This is a genomic window from Vibrio sp. SSH13-20, assembly GCF_040104475.1.
GTDB lineage: Bacteria > Pseudomonadota > Gammaproteobacteria > Enterobacterales > Vibrionaceae > Vibrio > Vibrio harveyi.
This window is the reverse complement of sequence record NZ_JBECOU010000001.1, coordinates 544,570-570,782: the sequence shown is the minus strand read 5'-3', so window position 1 is coordinate 570,782 and position 26,213 is coordinate 544,570. Positions and strand designations below refer to the sequence as shown.

At 46.4% G+C, this 26,213-nt stretch carries 5 protein-coding genes; 3 read left to right on the top strand and 2 right to left on the bottom strand.

All coding sequences use genetic code 11. The annotated features are described in order from the left end of the window. Nucleotides 1-14 precede the first annotated feature (14 nt). The gene (helD, locus tag ABMY42_RS02595; protein ID WP_009697256.1) at nucleotides 15-2,084 is read right to left on the bottom strand and encodes a DNA helicase IV; all 2,070 of its coding nucleotides are present in this window, start codon (nucleotides 2,082-2,084) and stop codon (nucleotides 15-17) included. A gap of 292 nt (nucleotides 2,085-2,376) precedes the next feature. On the opposite strand from helD, the gene yccS reads away from it, so the two are divergent. The 3 genes from yccS to ABMY42_RS02580 all read left to right on the top strand — a co-directional run bounded on the left by yccS (nucleotide 2,377) and on the right by ABMY42_RS02580 (nucleotide 5,300). Then, nucleotides 2,377-4,530: a YccS family putative transporter gene (yccS, locus tag ABMY42_RS02590; protein WP_017188884.1), complete on the top strand. Its 2,154-nt coding sequence runs from the start codon at nucleotides 2,377-2,379 to the stop codon at nucleotides 4,528-4,530. Nucleotides 4,531-4,760: 230 nt separating this feature from the next. Further along, nucleotides 4,761-4,922 (top strand): hypothetical protein, encoded by a 162-nt coding sequence (locus tag ABMY42_RS02585; RefSeq protein ID WP_009697258.1) that lies wholly within the window; start codon nucleotides 4,761-4,763, stop codon nucleotides 4,920-4,922. Nucleotides 4,923-5,036: 114 nt separating this feature from the next. After that, nucleotides 5,037-5,300: a hypothetical protein gene (locus ABMY42_RS02580; protein WP_005447226.1), complete on the top strand. Its 264-nt coding sequence runs from the start codon at nucleotides 5,037-5,039 to the stop codon at nucleotides 5,298-5,300. 126 nt (nucleotides 5,301-5,426) lie between these two features. On the opposite strand, the gene ABMY42_RS02575 is transcribed toward ABMY42_RS02580, so the two are convergent. Beyond that, a complete protein-coding gene (locus tag ABMY42_RS02575; protein WP_349265923.1) occupies nucleotides 5,427-26,204 on the bottom strand; it encodes a retention module-containing protein in 20,778 nt (6,925 codons plus the stop codon). Nucleotides 26,205-26,213: the final 9 nt, after the last annotated feature.

Below are 26,213 nucleotides of genomic sequence, written 5' to 3'. Positions count from 1 at the left end.
ATAACAGGTATACCTTATCTTGACGTCACGATGGGATAATCACCATTTACCAGTTCTTGTACAAATGAGGACCCAGCTCCCGTGTGCGTGATCCACACTTTTTCCTTCGCACGCGTAATTGCCACATAGAATAAACGACGTTCTTCTGCGTATGGATACTTGTCTTTCGACTCACATAGCGCACCATCAATATGAGCTTGTTTTTTCTTCGCAGGGAATTGCCCTTCGTCCACAGATAGAATAATTACAAAGTCTGCTTCTCTACCCTTACTCGCGTGACAAGTCATAAAGCGAATATCCAAGTTCGGGAATCGCTTCAACCAGTCATCGTATAAGTCTGGTTTGTGGTAATGATTACGTCCTAACAACAACACAGATTTGGTTTTCTTCGCCTGCTGGTTAAGCTGGTCAAGAATCTTCTCAACTTGGTTGCTTGGTGCTGTGTGAACGCTTTTCTGCTTACGTTGTTTGTGACTATTTAGTGTCTTCGGTAATTGCGACGGGTTTTCTTGCACAAAGGTATTTGCTACATCACCAATTTGATTGTTGAAGCGATACGTAGTATCCAAGTGGTGCACCGTTGAATGAATGAATCTATCTTGGAATCCTGTCGTCAAATCCACATCTGCGCCCGCAAATTGGTAGATCGCTTGCCAGTCATCACCTACAGCAAACAAGGTTGCACCTGCTTGCTTCTCTGTGGATTCACATAGAGCCTCAATCAACGCCAAGCGATCAGGAGAAATATCTTGGTATTCATCCACCATAATAAAACGCCAAGGTGAACTGAATTTCCCTTTCTTAACGTAATCGGTCGCACGACTGATCATGGTTGGGAAGTCCACTTGATTGGTTTCTTTGAGCATCTTTTGCCACGCACTAAAGCACGGCCAGCAAAGTGCCAACTCACTGTTTAAACGAGTGTAGTCTTGGTGATTAACGAGCTTTTCTTGTACTTGTTTCTTGGTTAAACCAACCGATGCAAGTTGAGACAATTGGTTATCTAACCAAGCAATCAGTTTAGGATTTTCCGAGTGACTGCCGAGCTCATCGTCACCTTTCAAGTACGCAATCGGCCATTTATCTAGATGCTTTTGCCAACGCTTAAAGTTTGTTGGCGTCATCCAATGTTTCTTAAGCCAATCAATACACCAGGCTGAGCGCTGATTATCATCAAGCGCTAATGGGCTGATTTCCACGGGTTGAGTCTCAACTTGATTTAGGATGCGCAAACCAAGTTGATGGAATGTATTAACGCGAACACTTTCTGCCGCCAAGCCAACTTTGTCGACCAATCGCTCTTTCATCTCTTTGGCAGCATCACGACCAAAGGCCAGCATCAGCAGCTCTTCTGCTTGCGCTTGATGGCTTTGTAGAAGGTACGCCACACGCGCTGTCAGCACACTAGTTTTACCTGAACCAGCTCCGGCTAGTACCAAGTTATGGTCATCGTTAAGGAGCACCGCATGCTGCTGAGAAAGGTTAAGCGGCGAAGATTCAATTCGACTAAACAACACTTCCCAGTTTGGGCGTTCGTTCTCTAGCCACTCATGGTTACGCTCACTCAACGTCTGCGAGGTTTGTGCAAGCCATGGTTCAATCTCCGCCATACGTTTAGGCATGCGCATTTTCGCTTCTGCCAAACTGGTTTTGATTTCAATGAGCTCTTCGTTCAGTTGAGTCACCCAAGACTGCACTTTTGAGTGAGGTAAGTAGGCTGGAAGATGTTTGAGTTGATACAGCTCATCTTCCCACTTGGGTAGATATTCCGCGAGTTTACGACATTGGGTGTTATGCCAATCTTGATACTGACGCACGGCTTCGACCGCAAACTTACGACACTGCGGCCAAGGTAAACCTTGCACAAGCCAGCTTTGTTGCTTGCCATCTTGCTCATGAGCAAAAAACTGAAGTGAGCTCCAGAGAAGACCACGTTTCACGCTAACTTTGCCATTCCAAATCGTAAACGGGATGTGTTCTTCACTACCCACTGAGCTTAATAAAACACTGTTTTCTTTTATTTCGACTTGGTAATACTCATTTTGAATAAAAAACTGTGCTTTATTAGAGGCAGTAAGCTGCATGAAAGGTGCGCCTTTTGATATAGAAGTTCCCGTTTTATATCATTTTAGACCGCTAAATTGTAGCGATGGATGAAGCACAAATCGCCTTCTGTCTGTATTCTTAATTAAAATTCACATTACTGTTGAATTTGTGAACAACGGTATATTCTTTCATCCGTGTAGATTCGTTAAGTCAATGACAAATCTGTTGATTTCCTGAGCAAGTGACGATTTTTATTAAATTAGGTCATAAACGCGCTATAGTGAGTTTGTTAAACTTCTCTCGTTTTCCACCGGCAACGAAAGGCGCATCGTGCAAGCAGCTTTAAAATTCCGCCTCTTTTGGGCAAACAAAACTCTCAACTACAGCATTCTTATTCTGATCACTTTACTAGGCGTCGTGATCCCCGCATGGTACTTCCAGCAAAACACATTAATCACGCCCCTGATTCTAGGTGTCATTGCCGCTGCACTTGCAGAGAGTGATGACAGCTTTACAGGTAGGATAAAAGCCCTCTTTCTCACCTTTATCTGTTTTGCGGTCGCTGCTTTCTCAATAGAGATCTTATTTGATACGCCATGGGCATTTGCGATCGGTCTGTTTATCTCGACATTCGGCTTCATCATGCTAGGAGCAATCGGACCTAAGTACGCTAGCATTGCATTTGGCTCATTGTTGATCGCCATCTACACCATGCTTGGGGCACATGAGAGTACCAATATTTGGTTCCAACCATTGCTGCTTTTAACGGGCGCTGCGTGGTATTACTTTATGTCGATGATTTGGCAGATGTTTTGGCCAATGCAGCCTGTTCAGCAAAGTCTGGCAACTGTGTTCCTGCAAATCGCCAATTACCTTGATGCGAAAGCCAAGCTGTTTCATCCAGTAACGAACTTAACCCCGCAGCCGATGCGTATTGAAGCAGCAAGATTAAACGCAGCCACCGTAAATGCATTGAATGCTTGTAAGGCAACCCTGCTTAGCCGCTCCAAACGCGGGCATATTGATGGTCCGAGTGACCGCTTCCTCAATATCTACTTTATTGCACAAGACATTCACGAGCGCGTGAGTTCCAGCCATTATCGCTATCAAGATTTGGCGACGGAATTCGAACGCTCTGACGTCTTATTCCGCTTTAAGTATTTGCTTGAGTCTCAAGCCCAAGCTTGCCGCGATATCGCTCATGCGATTCGGTTGGGAAACGAGTACACGCACACTGATCAATCCATATTGGCATTAGCGGAATTACAAAACTCATTGGGTTATTTAGAAGAACAACAGCAAAGTCACTGGAAGCGCTTATTGGCTCAGTTAACGTACCTGTTCAATAACCTTGCGACCGTGGAAAAGCAGTTGAGTAACATCAACAACCCAGATGCTGAACGATTGGAAGAAGACGTACTGGATGACACCAATCCGCACACGCTTAAAGCAATGTGGCAACGCATTTCAGCTAACTTGAACAAGGATTCAATGTTGTTTCGTCATGCCTTGCGCATGTCGATTGCGCTTACTGCAGGGTATGGGATCATTCAAGCGTTCGATATTGATCGTGGATACTGGATATTGCTGACCACGTTGTTTGTCTGCCAGCCAAACTACAGTGCGACAAGACAGAAGCTTACTGCGCGCGTAATTGGCACGTTAGCGGGCTTGTTGATTGGCGTACCACTGCTCACCTTCTTTCCTTCCCAAGAAAGCCAGTTGGTCTTCATTGTGATATCCGGCGTGATGTTCTTTGCGTTTCGCATCAACAACTATGGTTATGCGACAGGCTTTATCACCTTACTCGTGCTGTTCCTATTTAACCAATTGGGCGAAGGCTACGCTGTGGTGCTCCCTCGCCTTGCAGATACCTTGATTGGCTGTGTGTTAGCGGTTGGTGCTGTTATGGTGATTCTGCCTGATTGGCAATCAAAACGTCTGCATAAAGTCATGTCTGATGCAATCGACGCCAACAAGCAATATCTTGGACAGATCATCGGTCAGTACCGAATTGGTAAGAAAGATAACTTGAGCTATCGAATTGCTCGTCGTCAGGCGCACAATACCGATGCCAACCTATCTTCAGCCATCAGCACTATGCTGGCTGAACCGGGTAAGTACCGTACAGCCGTGGATGAGAGTTTCCGATTCCTTACGCTAAACCACGCGATGTTGAGTTACATTTCAGCACTGGGCGCACACCGGACAAGGATTGAGGATGAGTCAATTCACCAACTCGTTCTGGATGCACACCGTTGTATTCACCAGCACCTAGACGTACTGCACCGACAACTGCATCAACACTGTGAAGAATGCGATTTGTCCTCGATCGATGACACGAATTTGGAACAACGATTAAATGAGTGGCGTGATGAAGATGATCATTCTGCACGAATGGTGCTTCAACAGCTTCACCTAATCTATCGCATGTTACCCGAGTTGCATTCACTGGCTTCTAAGTTTGCCGTGCGCGTAAACTGATTAAGAACACTGTTCCAGAGGAGTAGGTTATGATTCTACTCCTTTATGATTAGCAGACTTATTCATAAGAATATTCTTACATGTCATTTGACACCATCTGACATTTCTCGGACAAAAAATCACCACTCAAAATCTAATCTAGCCATATTAGAACACTGTTTGATTGTGACCATGAGGGTTGCTGAGGTGGGTTGATGAAGGAGAAACCCAAGAAATGTGGGGAGGTCACGATGACTACTCAAGAATTTTATGAATTAAGAAAGAAGATTAATGAACTGACGGCTTCTCAGTTAAAGTCACTTCAAGGTGAAATTAATCTATCCCTTAATAAAAAAGAGAGTCCGCTTCTTTCTTCGGAAGAGCGTGATATGCTTTCAAAACTGTTTGCGTAATCAAACAGTTCAAATAAAGCACTTGCACGAATTATCAACACTTCCTATGCTAACAAAAGCATAAAAAGTGAGAGAGTAACCATGCCAGTATCAGGAATACAGTCCGGATATAATATGATTCAGCTATCGCATAAGATGGCTGAAGGTGCTGCGCATGAAATTCAGCAAGACTTCATAAAAGAAAATGATCTCGCCTTCAATAAAGTCGATTTAGTAAAAGGCAACGAACTTGAGTTCAATAAGGCTTCTGATTTGCCTTCTAACCCAATCGAACCCTTGGTAAATCTCACCCAAGCCTCAACCTACAATCGCATTGGTGCTTCCGTTGTTGATAAAAACAACGAAGTCATCGGTAGCTTACTCGATATCCACGTTTAAGCCACTCCTAATTAATACCTGCGAGCAACGGTAATCTACCAGCAGTCAGCGGTCGAACAGCAACAAACTGAACACAAAAAAGCGCGATAACTCTATGAGCTATCGCGCTTTTGCTTTTACACTCGTTTAACCATTGGCAAGAACGTTATTATTCAACAATGACTCAACAATTTCATTAGAGGTTAACCCATTGAAATCAATTGAATCACCTAGATGTTCAACCACGATAGTTTGATGAACATTGGCATCGGTCGTGATGTTCAATGACACAGCCTCTGTTGACGCATCGTAGTCTGCAGAGATATGACTCAACAAATCATCCATATCGATCATTGGGCTACTTAGGTCAGAAATTACTTCGCGTAGGTCGATACTGTCTTCGTTAAGGGTGAAGTCCGTAATGGTATCAATCGCCCCCTCATCTACAGAATCGATTGTCCATTTAAAGATATCACTACCATCACCACCAGTGAGGATATCGGAACCCAAACCGCCGATAAGGACGTCATCACCATCACCACCAACGATCAGGTCGTCACCGTCACCACCAGTTAGGCTAATGCCCGTATCGCCACCAGCGAGGTAACTGTCATCCGATGCGCTCGATTGATCAATGTCGTCTCCATCGCTACTAACATCTAAACTAATTTGAACGGGTGATGATTGCGCTTCATCCCCATTAGATTCGGTTGATACCGCCGTTACGGAGATATCGTAACTACCCACATCGATACCGCTGTTTGTATCCGTTGCGACAATTTGCAGTGTATCAATCTCATCACTTGGAACCGTCCATGTTGTGCCATCAAACGTAATGTTTGACGGTGCAATACCACTGGTCACGTTCGCACTCGCGGGTACGCCGGTCAATTCAAGAGATAGCACTTCATCAATATCCGTCAGTGCCGCCATGATACCGACAATGGCTAAACCTTGAGCACTCGCCGTTTGGCTCGCCGCAATTTGACGAATGTAGTTAAACTGAGGGTCAATACCTAATGTCGGAGCGTCAGCTACCGGTGTCACATTGATAGCAAAGTCCTGGTTTGCCTCTAGCGCCGTGCCCGCTGTATTCTCAAAGTAGACGCCATTATCTTCGACTTTGACAGACAACGAGATAGAAGCCGCGTTAACGTCTCCTGCATCCACAAATACACCTTCAGCAGCATCCGTTGCCCCAAGAGCGGCATTAATATTGTCAGGCGTCCCCATAAGAATAACTTCACCCGCCATCCCATTTCCAACAGTGACACCACTGCCCGCAGGTGGCTCAACACGAACATCGCCTTCGGTCAAGCTGAGTGTTACGGTCATAATTTCGTTCGCTTGTGCACCTGTAAAATCGATATCACTGACACTGATACCTGTGATTTTCTGTCCATCTGCTTCATTAATGGTATCCGTAACCGATGTTGCCATAATTTGTGGTGCATCATTGGTAGCTTCAACATTAATCACTGCTGTGCCAGCGACCGTCATTGGGTCTGGTGAACCATTGGTCGTACCATCGTCGGTGATTTCGTAGGTAAAATTCACATCTCCGAAGAAGTTTGAAGCAGGTTCAAACGTCCATTCCGTTGCGCTCACTTGAGTTAAAACGCCGTCAGTAGGATTAGCGAGAGCAAGGTTACTAATGGTCAGGTTGTCCGATTCAGGATCCGTGGCATTACTTAACAATTCTGTCGCCGTAATTGTCACGGTACCGCCATCTTCTTCCGCACTGCTCAGCGTCACTTCAGAAGTCACTGGTGCATCATTGACTTCCGTCACCTCAAAGGTTGCTGTTCCTGACGCAGTCTGTGGGTCAGAAGCACCATTGGTTGTACCATCATCGGTAATGTCGTAAGTCAGATTTACTGTGCCGTTGTAACCTGGCGCTGGTGTAAAAGACCATGTACCCGCAATGCTATCAAAGGTGAGTGAGCCACTACTTGGATCAACCAATTGCACGTTACTTACAGTCAAGGTGTCGTTTTCAATGTCAGATGCGTTAACGAGCAGATCGGCTTGAGTAATTTCGACCGCCGCACTGTCTTCAGCTATGTCAGAGAGCGCAACTTGTGATGTGGTTGGTACATCATTCACTTCCGTTACATTGAATGAAGCGGTGCCATTTACCGACTTAGGATCCAATGCGCCGTCTGTCGTACCATCATCTGTTATCGTGTAAGTGAGCTCGACTGGACCGTTATAATCCGACGCTGGCGTGAACTCCCACTCTCCCGTCACATTGTTAAAATTCACGCTACCAGCGTTTGGATCCGTCACCTGCACATTACTTACTGTGAGGTTGTCGTTTTCAATATCCGTCGCGTTCGCAATTAGGTCTGCTTCAGAAATAGAGAATACGCCACTGTCTTCTTCGATATCCGGCAAGGTAACTGGTGTTGTCTCTGGTGTATCATTGACCTCAGTCACTTCGATATTAAAGCTAGTGCTGTTGGTATTGAGTGTGTCATCGACGCCACTGATCACTAGACCTTCGTTACCTTGGTCATCGACAGTAACGCCAACGGTAACGTCACCAAAGAAGTTCAAATCAGGGTTGAACTCTATCAAACCATTGGCAATAGCATTGTTGAGATCAGCCACTGTCCCTTTCAATTCAAGAGTATCAGAGCTATCACCTTGCACGGTTAAGTTGTAAGTAGTGACAAGCGCAGGGTCCAGAACCAACGTACCGCTATCGACCGTCACATCCAATACGTACTCAGCACTCGGATCATCCAGAACGGCATCAACATCCGAAACACTAAAACCATCAAGGAGTAATGGTGTGTCTTCCGGCGTTTCAACGTCTACGGTATTAAGGAATTCAGGACGATCGTTAATCGCCTCAACCTCAACATTTACATCAAATTGCTGTGGAGTGCCTAAGCTTTGGCTTCCATCTAGACCGGTATCCACGGCTTGAACTTTAAACTCAAGCGTACTATTCCAAGAGTTATCGTTGCGATCACCCGAATTGAAGACCACTTTATCCAAATCTTGTGCATCGATTTCTAGGACGAATACACCACTGCCTTGGTTCACAAACTGAGTACCATCTGCCAGTGCAATGGTTGCGCCATCTGGCACGTTTGAAATTTCGACGCGAAGTGTTTCTGGGTCATTTTCTTGATACGTTGCACCATCACCAATCGACTCTTTATTGTCGACCACTAGAGCATTTATGTTGATATCGATGTCTTCGCCTTCGTTACCTGACACAAGTGTATCTGGGTTAACGTCGACATCATCACCAATTGGGTCAATCACAACTTTGAAATTACCAGTATGTTCAGTAGGAACTTTAAGTAATTCTTCCTGCGTAAAGACTGTAATTCCGATCTCCGCTTCACCACTGAAGTTTTTCGGCGGTTGAATTTGAATAGCGCTGAGATCAACTGACGTTTGCGTCAAGTCTTTCAACTGAATACTCCACTCTCCGCCGCCATTGTTCTTCACGGTGTAATCAGGAGAATTTGAAGTGACGATAAAGTCAGTCGGTAAACCCGTCAGTTTCAGCGATACAAACTGTTCCGAACCATCATTGTCATTCAGGCTCACTGACACACCAGAGCCTGATTGCGCTAAGGAAATCAACGTATCTTCATCACCCGTCACCACTATAGGCTGAGTTGGATCGGCACCGCTAATAGTGATGTCATCCACAACAGGAGTGATTTCAAATGACACACTGTCGGTGAAGTTGCGTACGTCCGTATCATCACCCGGGTTTGCCAATGTAGTCTGGTCAATAACTGCAGTATCGGTGATCTCGCCTTCAATATTGATTTGAACCGTATTTTGACCACCACCGACAGGGTAGTTTTCTTTCGGTTTAAACAACACCTCATCAAGTGCACCTGCCGCAATCTCAGTAGCATTAAACTCAATGCTTGTACCAAGTGGATTGCCATTTGCATCAACAAACTCACCCAGTGTTGTATCGGCAACCGTAAGCTTCACGTTAGTGAGCGTTTCTTGTCCTGCTTGAAGATTGTTACGGTCGTCAGCAAAATCAACGTTCAAATTCAACTGAATCAAGCCATCTTCGTAGCCAACACCATCGTTCGTTGGAACATCGCTATTGAGGTCATTAACCGGTTGTTTGTTAGCATCAAGACCAAGTGTGCCAGTGATGTCGACCGTCACATCCGGAGTGACGTCGCTATCAAGAGGTTGATCAACAGAGGACCCTGGTACGTCTGCAACGGGTAGGATCTGAACAGGAAGTGACTCAAGCGTTGAGTTTTCGTCACCGGACTGCGTGTCAGTCGTTACAAATAGTACTGGTAAGGTAAAGTCTCCCGCCCAGTCTTCTGCCACACGTAGAGTGAGACCGTCCAAACCAGTGATATTTCCACTTGCATCAACCGTCGCTTGGAACACATATTTGCCATTAACAAAGTCGACATCGGTACCACCAATAACAAGACCTGGCGGTACACTTGGGGATGTTGGGTCTATCACTAACGTCAGCACGTCTTCTACTGTATCGCCATTCATAGTGCTGACTTTCGATGCCAACTGAACACCTAAATCAATGACATTGTCTTCGCTACCATCAATTTGGACCGTGTTATCAAGCTCTATATCAGCCGCTACACTAGTTTGAGGCGTGATATCAGTTGGGAACTCCAGTGTGATATCGGTTTGTCGCGTCACGGTTGCGTCGACTTCTGACGCATCTTCACCTAAATCGTTAACTTGAGCATAGATGGTAAGGCCAATCGAAGAGATACCACCGTTTGCTCCGTCATCCGTGTTGTCGTTTGGCGTCAAATCTAAACCAGCAGGCGCAATGATTGAGAAGTTCTCTTCATCGGTAATAGTCCAACGACCACCGCCTTCGTTAGAAGCACCAATAATAACTAATTGATTCAAGATCTCTGGAGAAGTATTACTAAACTGCACCACAAGTTGGGTGACCACTTCATCTGAAGAGTTATCGAACTCCTGATACTTGATAATGTTTGCATCAGCAGAACCACCAGCCGCAGTATTAATAGTGAAATCAATTCGTCCCTGAGTATCGGACTGTACCGTATCAGTAACAGCACCGCCTGTACCTTCAACAAGAAGACGTGTTTGACCTGAAACTGGACCAGTTAAATCTTCTGGCTCAACCACTGGGTTAACTTGAACCTTGACCGTACCATTGATGACCGTTGATGCTATGCCCTCGCCCGGATTACCCGAATCTACGTATTCAGCATCAATTTCCTTCACCGTCACTTGCGTGCTCAAATCAAAGTCTAGACTAGAGTCTTGCTCCAATTGCACCTGAATATATCCGTCTTGGGTTATTCGCGCCGAGAAATCTTGCTCTGACTCATTGGTTCCCGGCGTCAACGTGATGCTGCCACCTGTTACCGTTTGAGCAACACCACCAACATATACGGTGCTGCCATTCGGGAAGCCACTGATGGTTAGTTCGGCAAAGAATTCGTCCGCATCCGGACTTTGTGTTGCAGTTGGCTCCCAATCGATATTGATGCGAGTATCTTCATTACCTTCAGAGTTCACCACATAGTTGTCTTGAGCATCAATAACTGGTGCCACTTTAACGCGGATCTCACCCGCCACAGAGCGAGTATGACCATCGTTTTCTGTCACGATAGTGGTCGCCGTGATCGTGATATTTTCCGTAGATGAGGTTTCAGGTCGAATCACAATACCTGAATTCACATTTGCGTCCGTAATGTTCGCTTCGTAAATCGGTTCACCAGCACCGTCGTATCCAACAAACGTCAAATCGATGGATGAGCCATCACTATCAAACAGTTCAACACCGTTTGGAATGTTCGACAGAAGAACCGTAATGGTTTCTGAGCTGTCTGCAGGGTTATCCTTCAGTTCTCCGGAAACCACGCTAAATGCAAGATCGACTTGACCATTTTCGTCAATGGTTGCTTCGATACCACGAACGTTACCATCATCAAAAACATTCCAAACCCCAGTTTTATCGTTCAGCTCAATGTCCGGGATATCGGCAACACCTTTGACTGAAACGATCACTGACTGGGTACCTAATGAGCGGATATCCTGCGCGGCGCCAGAAGAAAGTGATGCGTTGTCTTTCACAATACCTTCGACATTGAAAGTGAAGTCTTCATTGCTGTGAATTGGAGGAAGCACCTCAACATCCGCTAGATTCGCTTCTGGAATTTCGTAATACAGAACATTGCCACCAGAGTCAGTAACAACGTTGATTTGGCTTGGGTTACCGCTATCAAGCCACACTAAGGTGACACCATCAATTGAGAAGTTATCGATGCGTACAAACAGCTCTTCCGAGCCATCTATATCTGCAGAAGGCGTCATCTTAATCACTTCACTGAGTTGAAGTGGATCATGATCTGTCACTGGGTCTACGGTGTCTTGCGTTCTCGCATTATCCTCAAAAATATTAATGCGGTTAACAGTAAAACTACCGGCATCAGCAACCGGATTCACGTCAATCACAATTTCTTCTGTCACAGAGCGAGCGGTATCTTTACCAGCAAGCGGGTTATTCCCTTCCGTCGTAATCGCTGTCACATCGATTTTGATCTGACCGGAGAAGTTATCTGCAGGATCAACCTGGACTTCACCAATTCGGTTTGCGTCAACAAGATATTTACCACCCACTTCTGGGATAGCGGAACCATCTGAGTACACAAGTGTTGCGCTCGCACCACCTTCAGTAAATACAAACTCATAGGCTATTGCTTCTGGATTACTGTTATCTTGCGTTTCAGCTTCAATGTTTAATGAGACGTTGTTAGCATCCTCATCAACCGTATACGCAAAGTCACTGGTCCCTTTCCACGTAGCAATATCCGCAACAGCATCCACCTCAATATCTAAACGACCATCAACAAAGTGATCTCTTACGCCGTTGTTGAGGATTTCAATACGAATACGAGGGTCAACACCTGCTGCATCTGTTGAAGCATGGCGGTCAGGAACGAAATATAGATTATCGAGTGACACAAGTTCGCCGTTGAACGACTGCTCGACATTCGCACCATCCAAAATAACATTGTTACCGCTAGTCGTTAGCGCCACATAGCTACCGGTAGCACTATCTAGGTAGAAGAAAGTACCTTCGTAACTGTTCGCGTCACGAATAATGATATCGCCTAAACTCTCATTACGATCGATATCATGCAGATCAATAACGAGGTCCACTTTTGCAGGAGTGATATCTAACGTTGACAGGTTGTCTTGTGTATTCGCTGAATCAACACCAGCGACAACACCACCGCGCCCTTGGTCCTCAAACGCGGTTACTGTCGACGTTTTAATTTCAGCATTTCTATCTCTTACCGAAATATCTACATCTGCATCACTTGTATCACCATCACCATCGGTAGCAACAACGTTGACAGTGAAATCAATAGAATCTGTTTCGGTATGATCTAAGTCGTCGTTAGGGCGGAATGTCACACGACCATTAGTGCGAACAATCAAAACACCGATTTCGGCATCGACACCATCTAATACTTTATGGACTGAGACGGTTTGATTACTACCATTGAGGTCAACTGAGCTGGAGTCAACACCATTCTGCTTGAAGTAAATTCCGGAATTGTCCGCTGAGAAAGAGGTAATTTGCGCACCATCAGCGCCAAGATCATCGTCGCCTTCTACTGGGTCTCTAAACAAGCGAACCGTGCGTCCACTTTGACCTTCAACACGTGAAATCGATGCGTCATATAACGTTGGGACGTCATCGGTTATGGTTACAGGTAAATTAATGCCCGCAGTATCTCCATCCACGTCTGTAGCAAAGACAGGCAGGTCGAGGATTAAAGTGTCTTCACCCTGCACAGAATGGTCAAGGACACCTTCAAGCGTAAACTTGTAAGAGCCGTCTGCATTGAGTACCAAGGTGAACACGGAGCTGCCATTTGGCGTTTGTCCTTGATAAGTGTAGTTATTATTGCTTACCCCAGTCTGTACCAGAGTCACCGCTAACCCACCCGAAGTGACACCAGGAATAGGATTCGAAGTCAGATCAAGCTGATAAGAAACAACCGTATCTGCCCCCTCAACCGTATCAAAATTGCCAGTTGCTTCTAAGCTATCTTTACCCGTTGCTTGAGAGCCATTGGCTAAGTCGTCTTCATCCACGGCAAGCGCATCCGCCGATTTAATTTCTGGAATGTCATCCACTATGGTGATCGGTAGATTAAGTGAAGCAGACGTATCACCGTCATAATCGGTGACCGTGATTGGAATATCGATCGTTAGCGTGTTCTCACCTTGAACCACCGCATGATCGAGCGGACCCAATAACTCAAATTGATAACTGTCGTTATTCGCATCGAGTGTCAGCGTGAAGATTTGCGTTGAAGTTCCCGCAATGACGGCTTCATAACCTGTCACACCACCGGCAGAAGGCAATGGCTTCAGCTCAAGATCTAAACCGTTCGAAGTTAGTCCAGATACCACCGCATCAAGATCTGAGATTTGATAACTAACAATCTCATCCGCACCGTCGACAACGTCAAAACCACCATTAAGTACGCGAGAATCACCACTAGTGGTATCCGAGCCTCCTGGCAAATCATCTTCATCCACTGTTTGTTCGCTTGTGTCCGCGACTTTGATAATCGCCGGGACATCATCCACAACGGTGATTGGTAAGGTAATGTTGTTTGAGACATCACCATCAAAATCGGTCGCATTAACAGGGAAGTTAATCACTAGCGAGTTTTGGTCGCTGCCTGATGGATGGTCCAAAGCCCCCAATAACTCGAATTCATAACTGTCTGCAGAGCCATTAAGCGTCAGTTTAAATACTGTGTCGGTTGTCCCTTGGACGTAAGCACGATACTCAACGACACCGTTAGCGTTAGAGAATTCAACCAACTCAAGGGATTGACCTCCTGATTTTAGTCCTGAAACAGGCGATGTTAAGCTATCTAATTGGAAACTCACGATAGAGTCAGCGCCGTCAGTAACATCGAAGTTACCGCCAATAACATTGGATTCAGGCGTGGTATCTGAACCTTCACTTGGGATGTCATCTTCATCCACTGACAAGATGCTACCAGGACGAATGGCATCAATCGTTGGCTTATCATCCACAATGGTAACAGGCAACGTTGCTGTAATCGTATCGTTATCGCCATCTGTAATTTGAACAGGAAGATTCAATAGTATTTGGTCTGAGTTAACCGCATGATCAAGTTGACCAGACAGTTCGAAGTCGTATTTACCATCTTGGTGGAGTGTTAAGGTAAAGACCGTTGCTCCATTCGCAGTTTGACCAATGTAGACAAGTGCATCTGCCGTTGACGCGCTTGCATCCGGTGAAATGGTGACATCCTCCCCACCCGATTTCAGGTTTGGAACTGGATTCGTGCTCAGATCCAAAACAAACGAATCAATACCATCGGCACTGGTTACTTCAAACTCACCGGATACGGTCAAAGGCTCTTTCGGCGAATCTGAACCCAAAGGAAGGTCATCTTCGTCAACTTGCAAACTATCAATTTGCGTAACGACTGGAACATCATCCACTACCGTAATCGGCAACGTAAACACTGGTGACGTATCGCCATCGTTGTCTGTCGCTGTAACAGGAAGGTCAATAACAATGGTGTTTTGCTGATTACCATCTGGATGATCAAGTGGTTTTTGTAGGTCAAACTCATAAGAGTTATCTGTCGCATCTAACGTCAGCTCAAATACCACCTCTGCTGGGTTACCAGCAATGCCTTGGTAAACATTGACCCCATTGAGACTTGAACTCAACACAAGAGAGATAGGCTGACCATCAGACATTAATGATGCAACCGGCGTGGTCAAATCGCTAAGCTGGATAGAGGCAACTTGATCTGCGCCTTCATTGATATCCAGCGTGCCTGTGATGACAGTATCTTCGGCACTTGCCGCGTCAGTGCCTGCCGGCAAGTCATCTTCATCCACCATCTGCTCGCTGCCAGCCACTACGCCATCAATGATTGGAACATCATCGACAACCGTAATCGGTAGCAATTGCGTATTAGAAACATCACCATCAAAGTCGGTCGCTTGGATAGGTAAATTGATGACGAGCTGGTTTTCTCCGTCCGCATCAGGATGGTCTAGCGCACCAAGCAAATCAAACTGATAGCTGTCATCCGATGCATCAAGCGTAACGCGGAAAATTGGTGTCGTGGTCCCATCAATACGCGCTTCATAAACAGAAACACCGCCTGAATTAGAGACTTCAACCATCACTAGGTCTTGCCCTCCAGACTGCAAACCTTGAACTGGAGAATTTAGATCGGACACCTCATACTCAACGATACTGTCAGAACCATCATTCGCGATAAAGTTACCCGTAATGCTATTCGATTGAGCACCATCAGATCCTATCGTTGGAATGTCATCTTCATCCACTGTTTGCGTGCTGGTATCAATAATACCGCCAAGTGTCGGTTTATCGTCCACAATCGTGACAGGAAGCGTTTCAGATGATGTATCACCATCAAAGTCGGTCGCAATGATCGGGAAGTCAATCTGCAAACTATCACTGTTGGTCGCATGGTCAAGTGGACCTTGCAAGGTGAACGTATAGCTACCGTCAGGCTTAACAACTAATTCAAATACAGCACTACCATTAGCCGTGGCTGTGTAGGTATAACTGCCATCAAGATTAGCGGTCTCAGCAAGTGTTACGTCATTACCTTGAGATTTCAGCCCTGCAACCGGATCTGCCGTCGTATCTAATTGATACTTCACTACGCCGTCAGAACCTTCTGTGGTCGTGAACATGCCTGACATAAAGGCGTCGTCGTTTTGGTCAGAACCAATGGTTGTGATGTCATCTTCATCGACAGTGAGTGCATCAACATCAGTAACGGTTGGCTTGTCGTCCACAATCGTAACAGGAATGGTTGCCGTTGAAGTATCGCCGTCAAAATCCGTAGCGACGATTGGGAAATTGAGGATCAATTCATCACTATTCGGCGTATGGTCAATCGGACCTTGCAACGTGAAGTTATAGCTGCCATCAGTATTAACCGTTAGCGTAAATACTGCATTCACCCCAGCTGTCGCCACATAAGTGAAGCTGCCATCAGGGTTAGCGGTTTCATTGAGAGTAACGTCAACACCTTGCGATTTCAGTCCAGCGACAGGGGTTGCAGAACCATCTAATTGATAGCTCACCACACCATCTGAGCCTTGAGTCGTCGTAAAGTTGCCATCAATGGAAACCGGATTACTTTGGTCGGAACCGATACTCGCTAGGTCATCTTCGTCCACACTGATTGCATCTACATCAGTTATGGTTGGTTTGTCATCCAAAATCGTAACAGGGATCGTTGCTGTCGAAGTATCGCCATCAAAATCTGTCGCAATGATTGGGAAATTGAGGATCAACTCATCACTGTTTGGCGCATGGTCAATCGGTCCCTGCAACGTAAAGTTATAGCTGCCGTCAGCATTAACGGTAAGCGTAAATACCGCGTTAGCGCCTGCTGTCGCTTCATACGTAAAGCTACCATCTGGGTTTGCTGTTTCCGCTAGTGTCACGTCGACACCTTGCGATTTCAGTCCAGCGACAGGGTTTGCAGAACCATCTAATTGATAGCTCACCACACCATCTGGTCCTTGCGTCGTCGTAAAGTTACCATTGATTGAAATTGGGTCTGAACCATCCGAACCAACACTCGCCAAATCGTCTTCATCGACAGAAATCACATCAACATCAGTGATGGTTGGCTTATCATCGACGATGGTGACTGGGATACTTACCGTTGACGTATCACCATCAAAATCGGTCGCAATGATTGGGAAATTGAGGAGCAACTCATCACTGTTTGGTGCATGGTCGATTGGACCTTGCAGCGTAAAGTTATAGCTGCCGTCGGTATTAACGGTAAGCGTGAATACCGCGTTAGCACCGGCTGTCGCTTCATAGGTAAAGCTGCCATCTGGGTTTGCAGTTTCCGCTAGTGTCACGTCGACACCTTGCGATTTTAAACCATCAACTGGTGTTGCAGAGCCATCAAGCTGATAGCTCACCACACCGTCTGAGCCTTGCGTCGTCGTGAAGTTGCCACCAATTGAAATTGGGTCTGAACCATCCGAGCCAATGCTCGCCAAATCGTCTTCATCCACCGAAATCGCATCTACGTCAGTGATGATTGGCTTATCATCGACGATGGTGACTGGGATACTTACCGTTGACGTATCACCATCAAAATCGGTCGCAATGATTGGGAAATTGAGGAGCAACTCATCACTGTTTGGCGCATGGTCGATTGGACCTTGCAGCGTAAAGTTATAGCTGCCATCAGTATTAACGGTAAGCGTGAATACCGCGTTAGCGCCTGCTGTCGCCTCATAGGTAAAGCTACCATCTGGGTTTGCAGTTTCCGCTAGTGTCACGTCGACACCTTGCGATTTCAGACCATCAACCGGTGTTGCAGAGCTGTCTAGTTGGTAACTCACTACTCGGTCTGAGCCTTGCGTCGTCGTAAAGTTGCCATCAATAGAAACCGGATTACTTTGGTCTGAGCCAATACTCGCTAAATCATCCTCGTCCACACTGATCGCATCAACATCAGTGATGGTTGGCTTATCATCGACGATGGTGACTGGGATACTTACCGTTGACGTATCACCATCAAAATCGGTCGCAATGATTGGGAAGTTAAGGATCAGCTCATCGCTGTTTGGCGCATGGTCGATTGGACCTTGCAGCGTAAAATTGTAGCTACCATCTGGGTTTACCGTCAGCGTAAAGACCGCACTGGTCCCTGCTGTCGCTTCATACGTAAAGCTGCCATCTGGGTTTGCGGTTTCCGCTAGTGTCACGTCGACACCTTGCGATTTCAAACCATCAACTGGCGTTGCAGAGCCATCAAGCTGATAGCTCACCACTCGGTCTGAGCCTTGCGTCGTCGTGAAGTTACCATCAATGGAAACCGGATTACTTTGGTCTGAACCGATAGTCGCTAAATCGTCCTCGTCCACGCTGATTGCGTCAACGTCAGTAATGGTTGGCTTATCATCCACAATCGTGACTGGAATGGTTGCCGTTGTGCTATCACCGTCAAAATCAGTAGCGATGATTGGGAAATTGAGGATCAATTCATCACTGTTTGGCGCATGGTCGATTGGACCTTGCAGCGTAAAATTGTAGCTGCCATCGGTGTTGACCGTTAACGTAAAGACCGCATTGCTCCCAGCGGTCGCTTCATACGTGAAGCTACCATCAGGGTTTGCAGTCTCGTTCAGAACGACGTCGACACCTTGTGATTTCAAACCATCAACTGGTGTTGCAGCGCTGTCTAGTTGGTAACTCACCACGCGATCTGAACCTTGCGTCGTCGTGAAGTTACCATCAATGGAAACCGGATTACTTTGGTCTGAACCGATAGTCGCTAAATCGTCCTCATCCACGCTGATTGCGTCTACATCAGCAATCGTTGGCTTGTCGTCAACAATCGTAACCGGAATCGTTGCCGTTGTGCTATCACCATCAAAATCGGTCGCGATAATTGGGAAATTGAGGATCAACTCATCACTGTTTGCAGCATGGTCAATCGGACCTTGTAACGTGAAGTTATAGCTGCCATCTGGATTCACCGTCAGAGTGAATACGGGATTTGCCCCTGCTGTCGCTTCATAAGTGAAGCTACCGTCTGGGTTAGCCGTTTCGTTTAGACTAACGTCGACTCCTTGCGACTTCAAACCATCGACTGGCGTTGCAGCGCCATCAAGCTGATAGCTCACCACTCGGTCAGAGCCCTGCGTCGTCGTAAAGTTACCATTGATTGAAATTGGATCTGAACCATCCGAACCAACGCTCGCCAAATCGTCTTCATCGACAGAAATCGCATCGACATCAGTAATGACCGGCTTGTCGTCCACAATCGTGACAGGAATCGTTGCCGTTGTTATATCGCCGTCAAAATCGGTCGCAATAATCGGGAAATTAAGGATCAACTCATCGCTGTTTGGAGCGTGATCGATTGGGCCTTGCAGCGTGAAATTGTAGCTGCCATCGGTGTTGACCTTCAGCGTAAAGACTGCATTTGCGCCTGCTGTCGCTTCATAAGTGAAGCTACCATCTGGGTTTGCCGTTTCATTCAGAACGACGTCGACACCTTGCGATTTCAAACCACCAACTGGTGTTGCAGAGCTATCTAGTTGGTAGCTCACCACTCGGTCAGAGCCTTGTGTCGTCGTAAAGTTACCATCAATGGAAACCGGATTGCTTTGGTCTGAGCCAATAGCCGCTAAATCGTCCTCGTCCACGCTGATTGCGTCAACATCGGTAATGGTTGGCTTATCATCAACGATGGTAACTGGGATGCTGACTGTTGACGTATCCCCATCAAAATCTGTTGCTGTAATTGGGAAGTTAAGAACCAACTCATCACTGCTTGATGCATGGTCGATCGGACCTTGCAGCGTAAAATTGTAGCTGCCATCTGCGTTGATCGTTAACGTAAAGACCGCATTAGCGCCTGCTGTCGCTTCATAAGTGAAGCTACCATCTGGGTTTGCCGTTTCATTCAGAACGACGTCGACACCTTGCGATTTCAAACCATCAACTGGTGTTGCAGAGCTATCTAACTGGTAACTCACTACTCGGTCTGAACCTTGCGTCGTCGTAAAGTTACCATTAATGGAAACCGGATTGCTTTGGTCCGAGCCAATACTCGCTAAATCATCTTCATCGACAGAAATCGCATCAACATCAGTAATGGTTGGCTTATCATCAACAATCGTGACTGGGATGCTGACTGTTGACGTATCCCCATCAAAATCTGTTGCTGTAATTGGGAAATTAAGGATCAACTCATCACTGTTTGGTGCATGGTCGATCGGACCTTGCAGCGTAAAGTTGTAGCTGCCATCGGTATTGACCGTTAACGTAAACACCGAGTTAGCACCCGCTGTTGCCTCATAAATAAAGCTACCATCTGGGTTTGCAGTTTCATTCAGAACGACGTCGATACCTTGTGATTTCAAACCATCAACTGGTGTTGCAGAGCTTTCTAGTTGGTAGCTCACTACTCGGTCTGAGCCCTGTGTGGTAGTGAAGTTTCCGTCAATTGAAACCGGGGCAGAGCCATCTGAACCGATCGACGCTAAATCATCTTCATCAACAGAAATCGCATCGACATCAGTAATGACCGGCTTGTCGTCCACAATCGTAACTGGGATAGTCGCGATTGTTGTATCACCGTCAAAGTCTGTCGCTATGATTGGAAAGTTGAGGATCAACTCGTCACTGTTTGGAGCGTGATCAATTGGACCTTGCAGGGTGAAGTTGTAGCTACCGTCAGTGTTTACCGTCAGCGTAAAGACCGCGTTAGTGCCTGCTGTCGCTTCATAAGTGAAACTACCGTCTGGATTTGCGGTTTCCGCCAATGTGACATCGACACCTTGCAATTTCAGACCATCGACAGGAGTTGCAGAACCGTCTAACTGGTAGCTCACCACCCGGTCAGAGCCTTGCGTCGTCGTGAAGTTGCCATCAATTGAAACTGGGTCTGTGCCATCTGAACCAATCGTCGCTAAATCATCTTCATCAACAGAAATCGCATCTAAGTCAGTAATGGTTGGCTTGTCGTCTACAATCGTGACAGGAATCGTTGCCGTTGTACTATCACCGTCAAAGTCTGTCGCAATGATTGGGAAGTTGAGGATCAATTCATCGCTGTTTGGCGCATGATCGATTGGTCCCTGCAAGGTAAAGTTATAGCTACCATCGGTATTAACGGTAAGCGTGAATACCGCATTTGCACCCGCTGTCGCTTCATAAGTGAAACTACCATCTGGATTTGCGGTTTCCGCCAATGTGACATCGACACCTTGCGATTTCAGACCATCGACAGGTGTTGCAGAACCGTCAAGCTGGTAGCTCACCACTCGGTCAGAACCTTGTGTCGTCGTGAAGTTACCATCAATTGAAACTGGCTCGGAGCCATCTGAACCAGTACTGGCTAAATCATCTTCGTCAACAGAGATCGCATCGGCATCAGTAATGGTTGGCTTGTCATCTACGATGCTAACTGGAATCGTGGCTGTCGAGGTATCACCGTCAAAATCGGTCGCAATAATTGGAAAATTGAGAGTCAACTCATCACTGTTTGCAGCATGGTCAATCGGACCTTGCAATGTGAAGTTATAGCTGCCATCGGTATTAACGGTAAGCGTGAATACTGCATTTGCACCCGCAGTTGCCTCATAAGTAAAGCTACCATCTGGGTTTGCAGTTTCCGCCAATGTGACATCGATACCTTGCGATTTCAGACCATCAACTGGTGTGGCAGAACCATCAAGCTGGTAGCTCACCACTCGGTCGGAGCCTTGTGTCGTCGTGAAGTTACCATCAATTGAAACTGGTTCGGAGCCATCTGAACCAATACTTACTAAGTCATCTTCGTCAACAGAGAGCGCATCAACGTCAGTAATAGTCGGCTTATCATCCACAATCGTGACTGGGATGCTTAAGGTAGAAGTATCCCCATCAAAATCGGTCGCAATGATTGGGAAGTTAAGGAGTAATTCATCACCGTTTGGCGCGTGATCAATTGAACCTTGCAGGGTGAAGTTATAGCTGCCATCGGTGTTCACCGTCAGCGTAAAGACCGCATTCGCACCTGCTGTAGCCTCATAAGTGAAGCTACCATCTGGATTCGCGGTTTCCGCCAATGTTACATCGACACCTTGCGATTTCAGACCATCGACAGGAGTTGCAGAACCATCAAGCTGGTAGCTCACCACGCGGTCGGAACCTTGTGTCGTCGTGAAGTTGCCATCAATTGAAACTGGTTCGGAGCCATCTGAGCCGATACTTGCTAGGTCATCTTCGTCAACAGAGATCGCATCAACATCAGTAATGGTTGGCTTATCGTCCACAATCGTGACTGGGATGCTTACCGTTGACGTATCACCATCAAAATCGGTCGCCGTAATTGGGAAATTGAGAACCAACTCATCGCTATTTGGCGCGTGGTCAATCGGACCTTGCAGGGTGAAGTTATAACTGCCATCGGTTTTAACGGTAAGCGTGAATACTGCATTTGCACCCGCTGTCGCCTCGTATGTGAAGCTGCCATCTGGGTTCGCAGTTTCCACCAATGTCACGTCGACACCTTGCGATTTCAGACCGTCAACTGGCGTTGCAGAACCATCAAGCTGGTAGCTAACCACTCGGTCGGAACCTTGTGTCGTCGTGAAGTTACCATCAATTGAAACTGGTTCGGAGCCATCTGAGCCGATACTTGCTAGGTCATCTTCATCGACAGAAATCGCATCTACGTCTGTGATTATTGGTTTATCATCGATGATAGTCACTGGAATGCTTACGGTTGACGTATCACCATCAAAATCGGTCGCCGTAATTGGGAAATTGAGAACCAACTCATCGCTATTTGGCGCGTGGTCAATTGGACCTTGTAGCGTAAAATTGTAGCTGCCATCTGGGTTCACCGTCAGAGTGAATACGGGATTTGCCCCAGCTGTCGCTTCATAAGTAAAGCTACCGTCTGGATTAGCCGTTTCGTTTAGACTGACGTCGACTCCTTGCGACTTCAAACCATCGACTGGCGTTGCAGCACTATCTAATTGATAACTTACTACTCGGTCGGAACCTTGTGTTGTCGTAAAGTTACCATCAATTGAAACTGGATTGCTTTGGTCTGAGCCGGTACTCGCTAAATCATCTTCATCGACAGAGATCGCATCTACATCAGTAATCGTCGGCTTGTCATCCACAATCGTTACTGGAATGGTTGCCGTTGTACTATCACCGTCAAAGTCTGTCGCAATGATTGGGAAGTTGAGGATCAACTCATCACTGTTTGGCGCATGATCGATTGGACCTTGCAGCGTGAAGTTGTAGCTACCATCGGTATTAACGGTAAGCGTGAATACCGCGTTAGCACCTGCTGTCGCTTCATACGTAAAGCTACCATCTGGGTTTGCTGTTTCATTCAGAGTGACGTCAACACCTTGCGACTTCAAACCATCAACTGGCGTTGCAGCGCTATCTAATTGATAACTTACTACTCGGTCAGAACCTTGTGTCGTCGTGAAATTGCCATCAATGGAAATTGGATTGCTTTGGTCTGAGCCGATACTCGCTAGGTCATCTTCATCGACAGAAAGCGCAACGACGTCGGCAATGGTCGGCTGATCATCTACGATGGTAACCGGAATTGTTGCTGTAGAGGTATCGCCATCGAAGTCTGTCGCAATGATTGGGAAATTGAGGATCAGCTCATCGCTGTTTGGCGCATGGTCGATTGGACCTTGCAGCGTAAAATTGTAGCTGCCATCTGGGTTTACCGTCAGCCTAAAGACCGCACTGTTCCCTGCTGTCGCCTCATACGTAAAGCTGCCATCTGGGTTTGCGGTTTCCGCTAGTGTCACGTCGACACCTTGTGACTTCAAACCATCAACTGGCGTTGCAGAGCCATCAAGCTGATAGCTCACCACTCGGTCTGAGCCTTGCGTCGTCGTGAAGTTGCCATCGATAGAAACCGGATTACTTTGGTCTGAGCCAATACTTGCTAAATCATCTTCATCGACAGAGATGGCATCGGCATCAGTAATCGTTGGCTTGTCGTCTACAATCGTGACAGGAATCGTTGCCGTCGAGGTATCGCCATCAAAATCTGTCGCTATAACTGGGAAATTGAGGAGCAATTCATCACTGTTTGGCGCGTGGTCAATTGGACCTTGTAGCGTGAAGTTATAACTGCCATCGGTGTTGACCGTTAACGTAAAGACCGCATTGGTCCCAGCGGTCGCTTCATACGTGAAGCTGCCATCAGGGTTGGCAGTCTCGTTCAGAACGACGTCGACACCTTGTGATTTCAAACCATCAACTGGCGTCGCAGATCCATCAAGCTGGTAGCTCACCACTCGGTCGGAGCCTTGTGTCGTCGTGAAGTTACCACCAACTGAAATTGGTTCGGAGCCATCTGAACCAATTGACGCTAAATCATCTTCATCAACTGACAAGGCAACTACATCATCAATCGTAGGTGTGTCATCTTGGACTTGAATGACAATCTGAGCAGCTTCAGGTGTATTCGAGCCAGCGGTAATAGATGAGCGGTCTCCGTCGGCGTCCACTGCATAGACTGGCAAAGAAAACGTTAGAGAATCATTATTACTGCCAGTGTGATCCAACTGTTCATATAGATTAAACTGGTATTCACCAAGATCCGGAGAGTCAACCGTCACATCAAAGACCGTGATGCGATTACCACCCAGTTCGATATACCCTTCATAAGTACGAACGCCATTGCTCTCGGAGGTTTGTTCCAGTTGAACAACTTGCCCTTGAGATTGCAGCTCTCCAGAGTTATTAAATTCGCTCGGTTCTAATTCATAATGGTCGACAATGTCACTGCCAACAGAAGTCGTAATAGATCCAGCACCACTGGTAATCACAGCCCCTTCTTGAGAGCCTTGATCTACGCCCGCTTCGTCTAAAGATAGCCCTGTCACGTTTTCGATAACTGGATTGTTGCCATCAGAAATGGTCAGGCTGAAAGTATTAGCAGTGATGTCCTGGTCAAAATCAACAATAGTGGTAGGCAGAGAAAGCACAATGGTATCGTCGGCATTACTCTGCTCTAGCGGTTTGAACTGCTCGAATTGATACGTACCATCTGTGTTGAGACTTATCGATAAAACCGTTTCGTTAGAACCGGCGATAGATAAAATAATGGTGCTACCGTCATCGGATAGTGTTACTTCTGTTGCTTGGTTGTCACTAAGCAAACCATTAAACTGGCTCAAGCCTTCTTGGTTAAAAGAGACAGAAGATAGCCGATCACTGCCAATATCGACAAAGCTCCCTGTAATAGGTGTTGAAGAAGACTCAACATTTTCAAACGCGATGTCTTGCGAACTTGGGTTATCACCATCAATCACAGTGGTTGTAAAATCCACTGGAGCTAGAATACTGTTACCACCTACATCTGCACCCGTAATATCAAATGCAATGCTAATTTGGTCGCCAGCGATGGAGACTTGTCCATCCGCTATCGAAGGTAAATGATCAATACCTTGGCTAATTGTCGTGGTGACTTCAAGTTCTGCATCTAAACCTAACGACGTTGCATCAATTTCAATACGAAGAACTTCGTTACTACCTTGAGTACCGATGATCGCATTTTGGTTTTCATCATAGACAAATGAAACGGCAACACCACCGGAAGTGATATCCGCGTTTAACTCTGCCAGTAAAGATGCAAGAGATGCGGCTTCAGGTACAAAGGAGTCTGTATCAAGTGCGAGATCAGCGGCGCCAACCACCACAGTTGAAGAAATAGTTTGAGGGTAAGTAGAGAGAGAAATAGAGCCTTCTGTTACTTGAGAAGACAGCGTTTGACCGCCATCAGCAAAGATGGTGACATTAATGCCATCCAAATCTTCATCAGTTTCAGTGTCGGTTGTTGGAGCGGAGGTTTCAAAAAAGGTCGAAGCAAGAATTTCAGGGTTATTGTATTCAATGGTGACAAAACCCGCATTTGCCGACCCCGCACCGCCACCACCACCTGGACCAGCAGCAGTAGCTTCAAGAATAGCCGTTGGGTCGGCGCCTTCTAAAATAGCTTGTTGAATCGCAGCGACATCTTCTTCACCGAATTCAGCATCACCAGTTGCGGTTGGGTCAACGTTAACCTTGCCATCAACAGGCGCAACGACAAGCGCATCACTAGAGTCTTGTTCAGGACTTGAGGTTGGTATGCAAGCAACACAATTCTCATCAACGAGATAAAGTGCCCCCTCAGCAATAACCTCCAGAGCAGCACCATTTTCCGTGATGACCACCTCATCAGGAAATAAAATATCCCCAACTTTTACTTCTCTAACATTCCCTTCTGGGGTTAAAGCGTAAACACTACCTTTGACAGCATCAACAACTACTTCCTGCGGCACAGTTTGTGTACTCATCTGACCCCC

Excerpts from the sequence above, each read along its gene's own strand:
- helD (WP_009697256.1), bottom strand. The coding sequence starts at position 2,084 with ATGCAGCTTACTGCCTCTAATAAAGCACAGTTTTTTATTCAAAATGAG.
- ABMY42_RS02585 (WP_009697258.1), top strand. The coding sequence starts at position 4,761 with ATGACTACTCAAGAATTTTATGAATTAAGAAAGAAGATTAATGAACTG.
- ABMY42_RS02580 (WP_005447226.1), top strand. The coding sequence starts at position 5,037 with ATGATTCAGCTATCGCATAAGATGGCTGAAGGTGCTGCGCATGAAATT.
- ABMY42_RS02575 (WP_349265923.1), bottom strand. The coding sequence starts at position 26,204 with ATGAGTACACAAACTGTGCCGCAGGAAGTAGTTGTTGATGCTGTCAAA.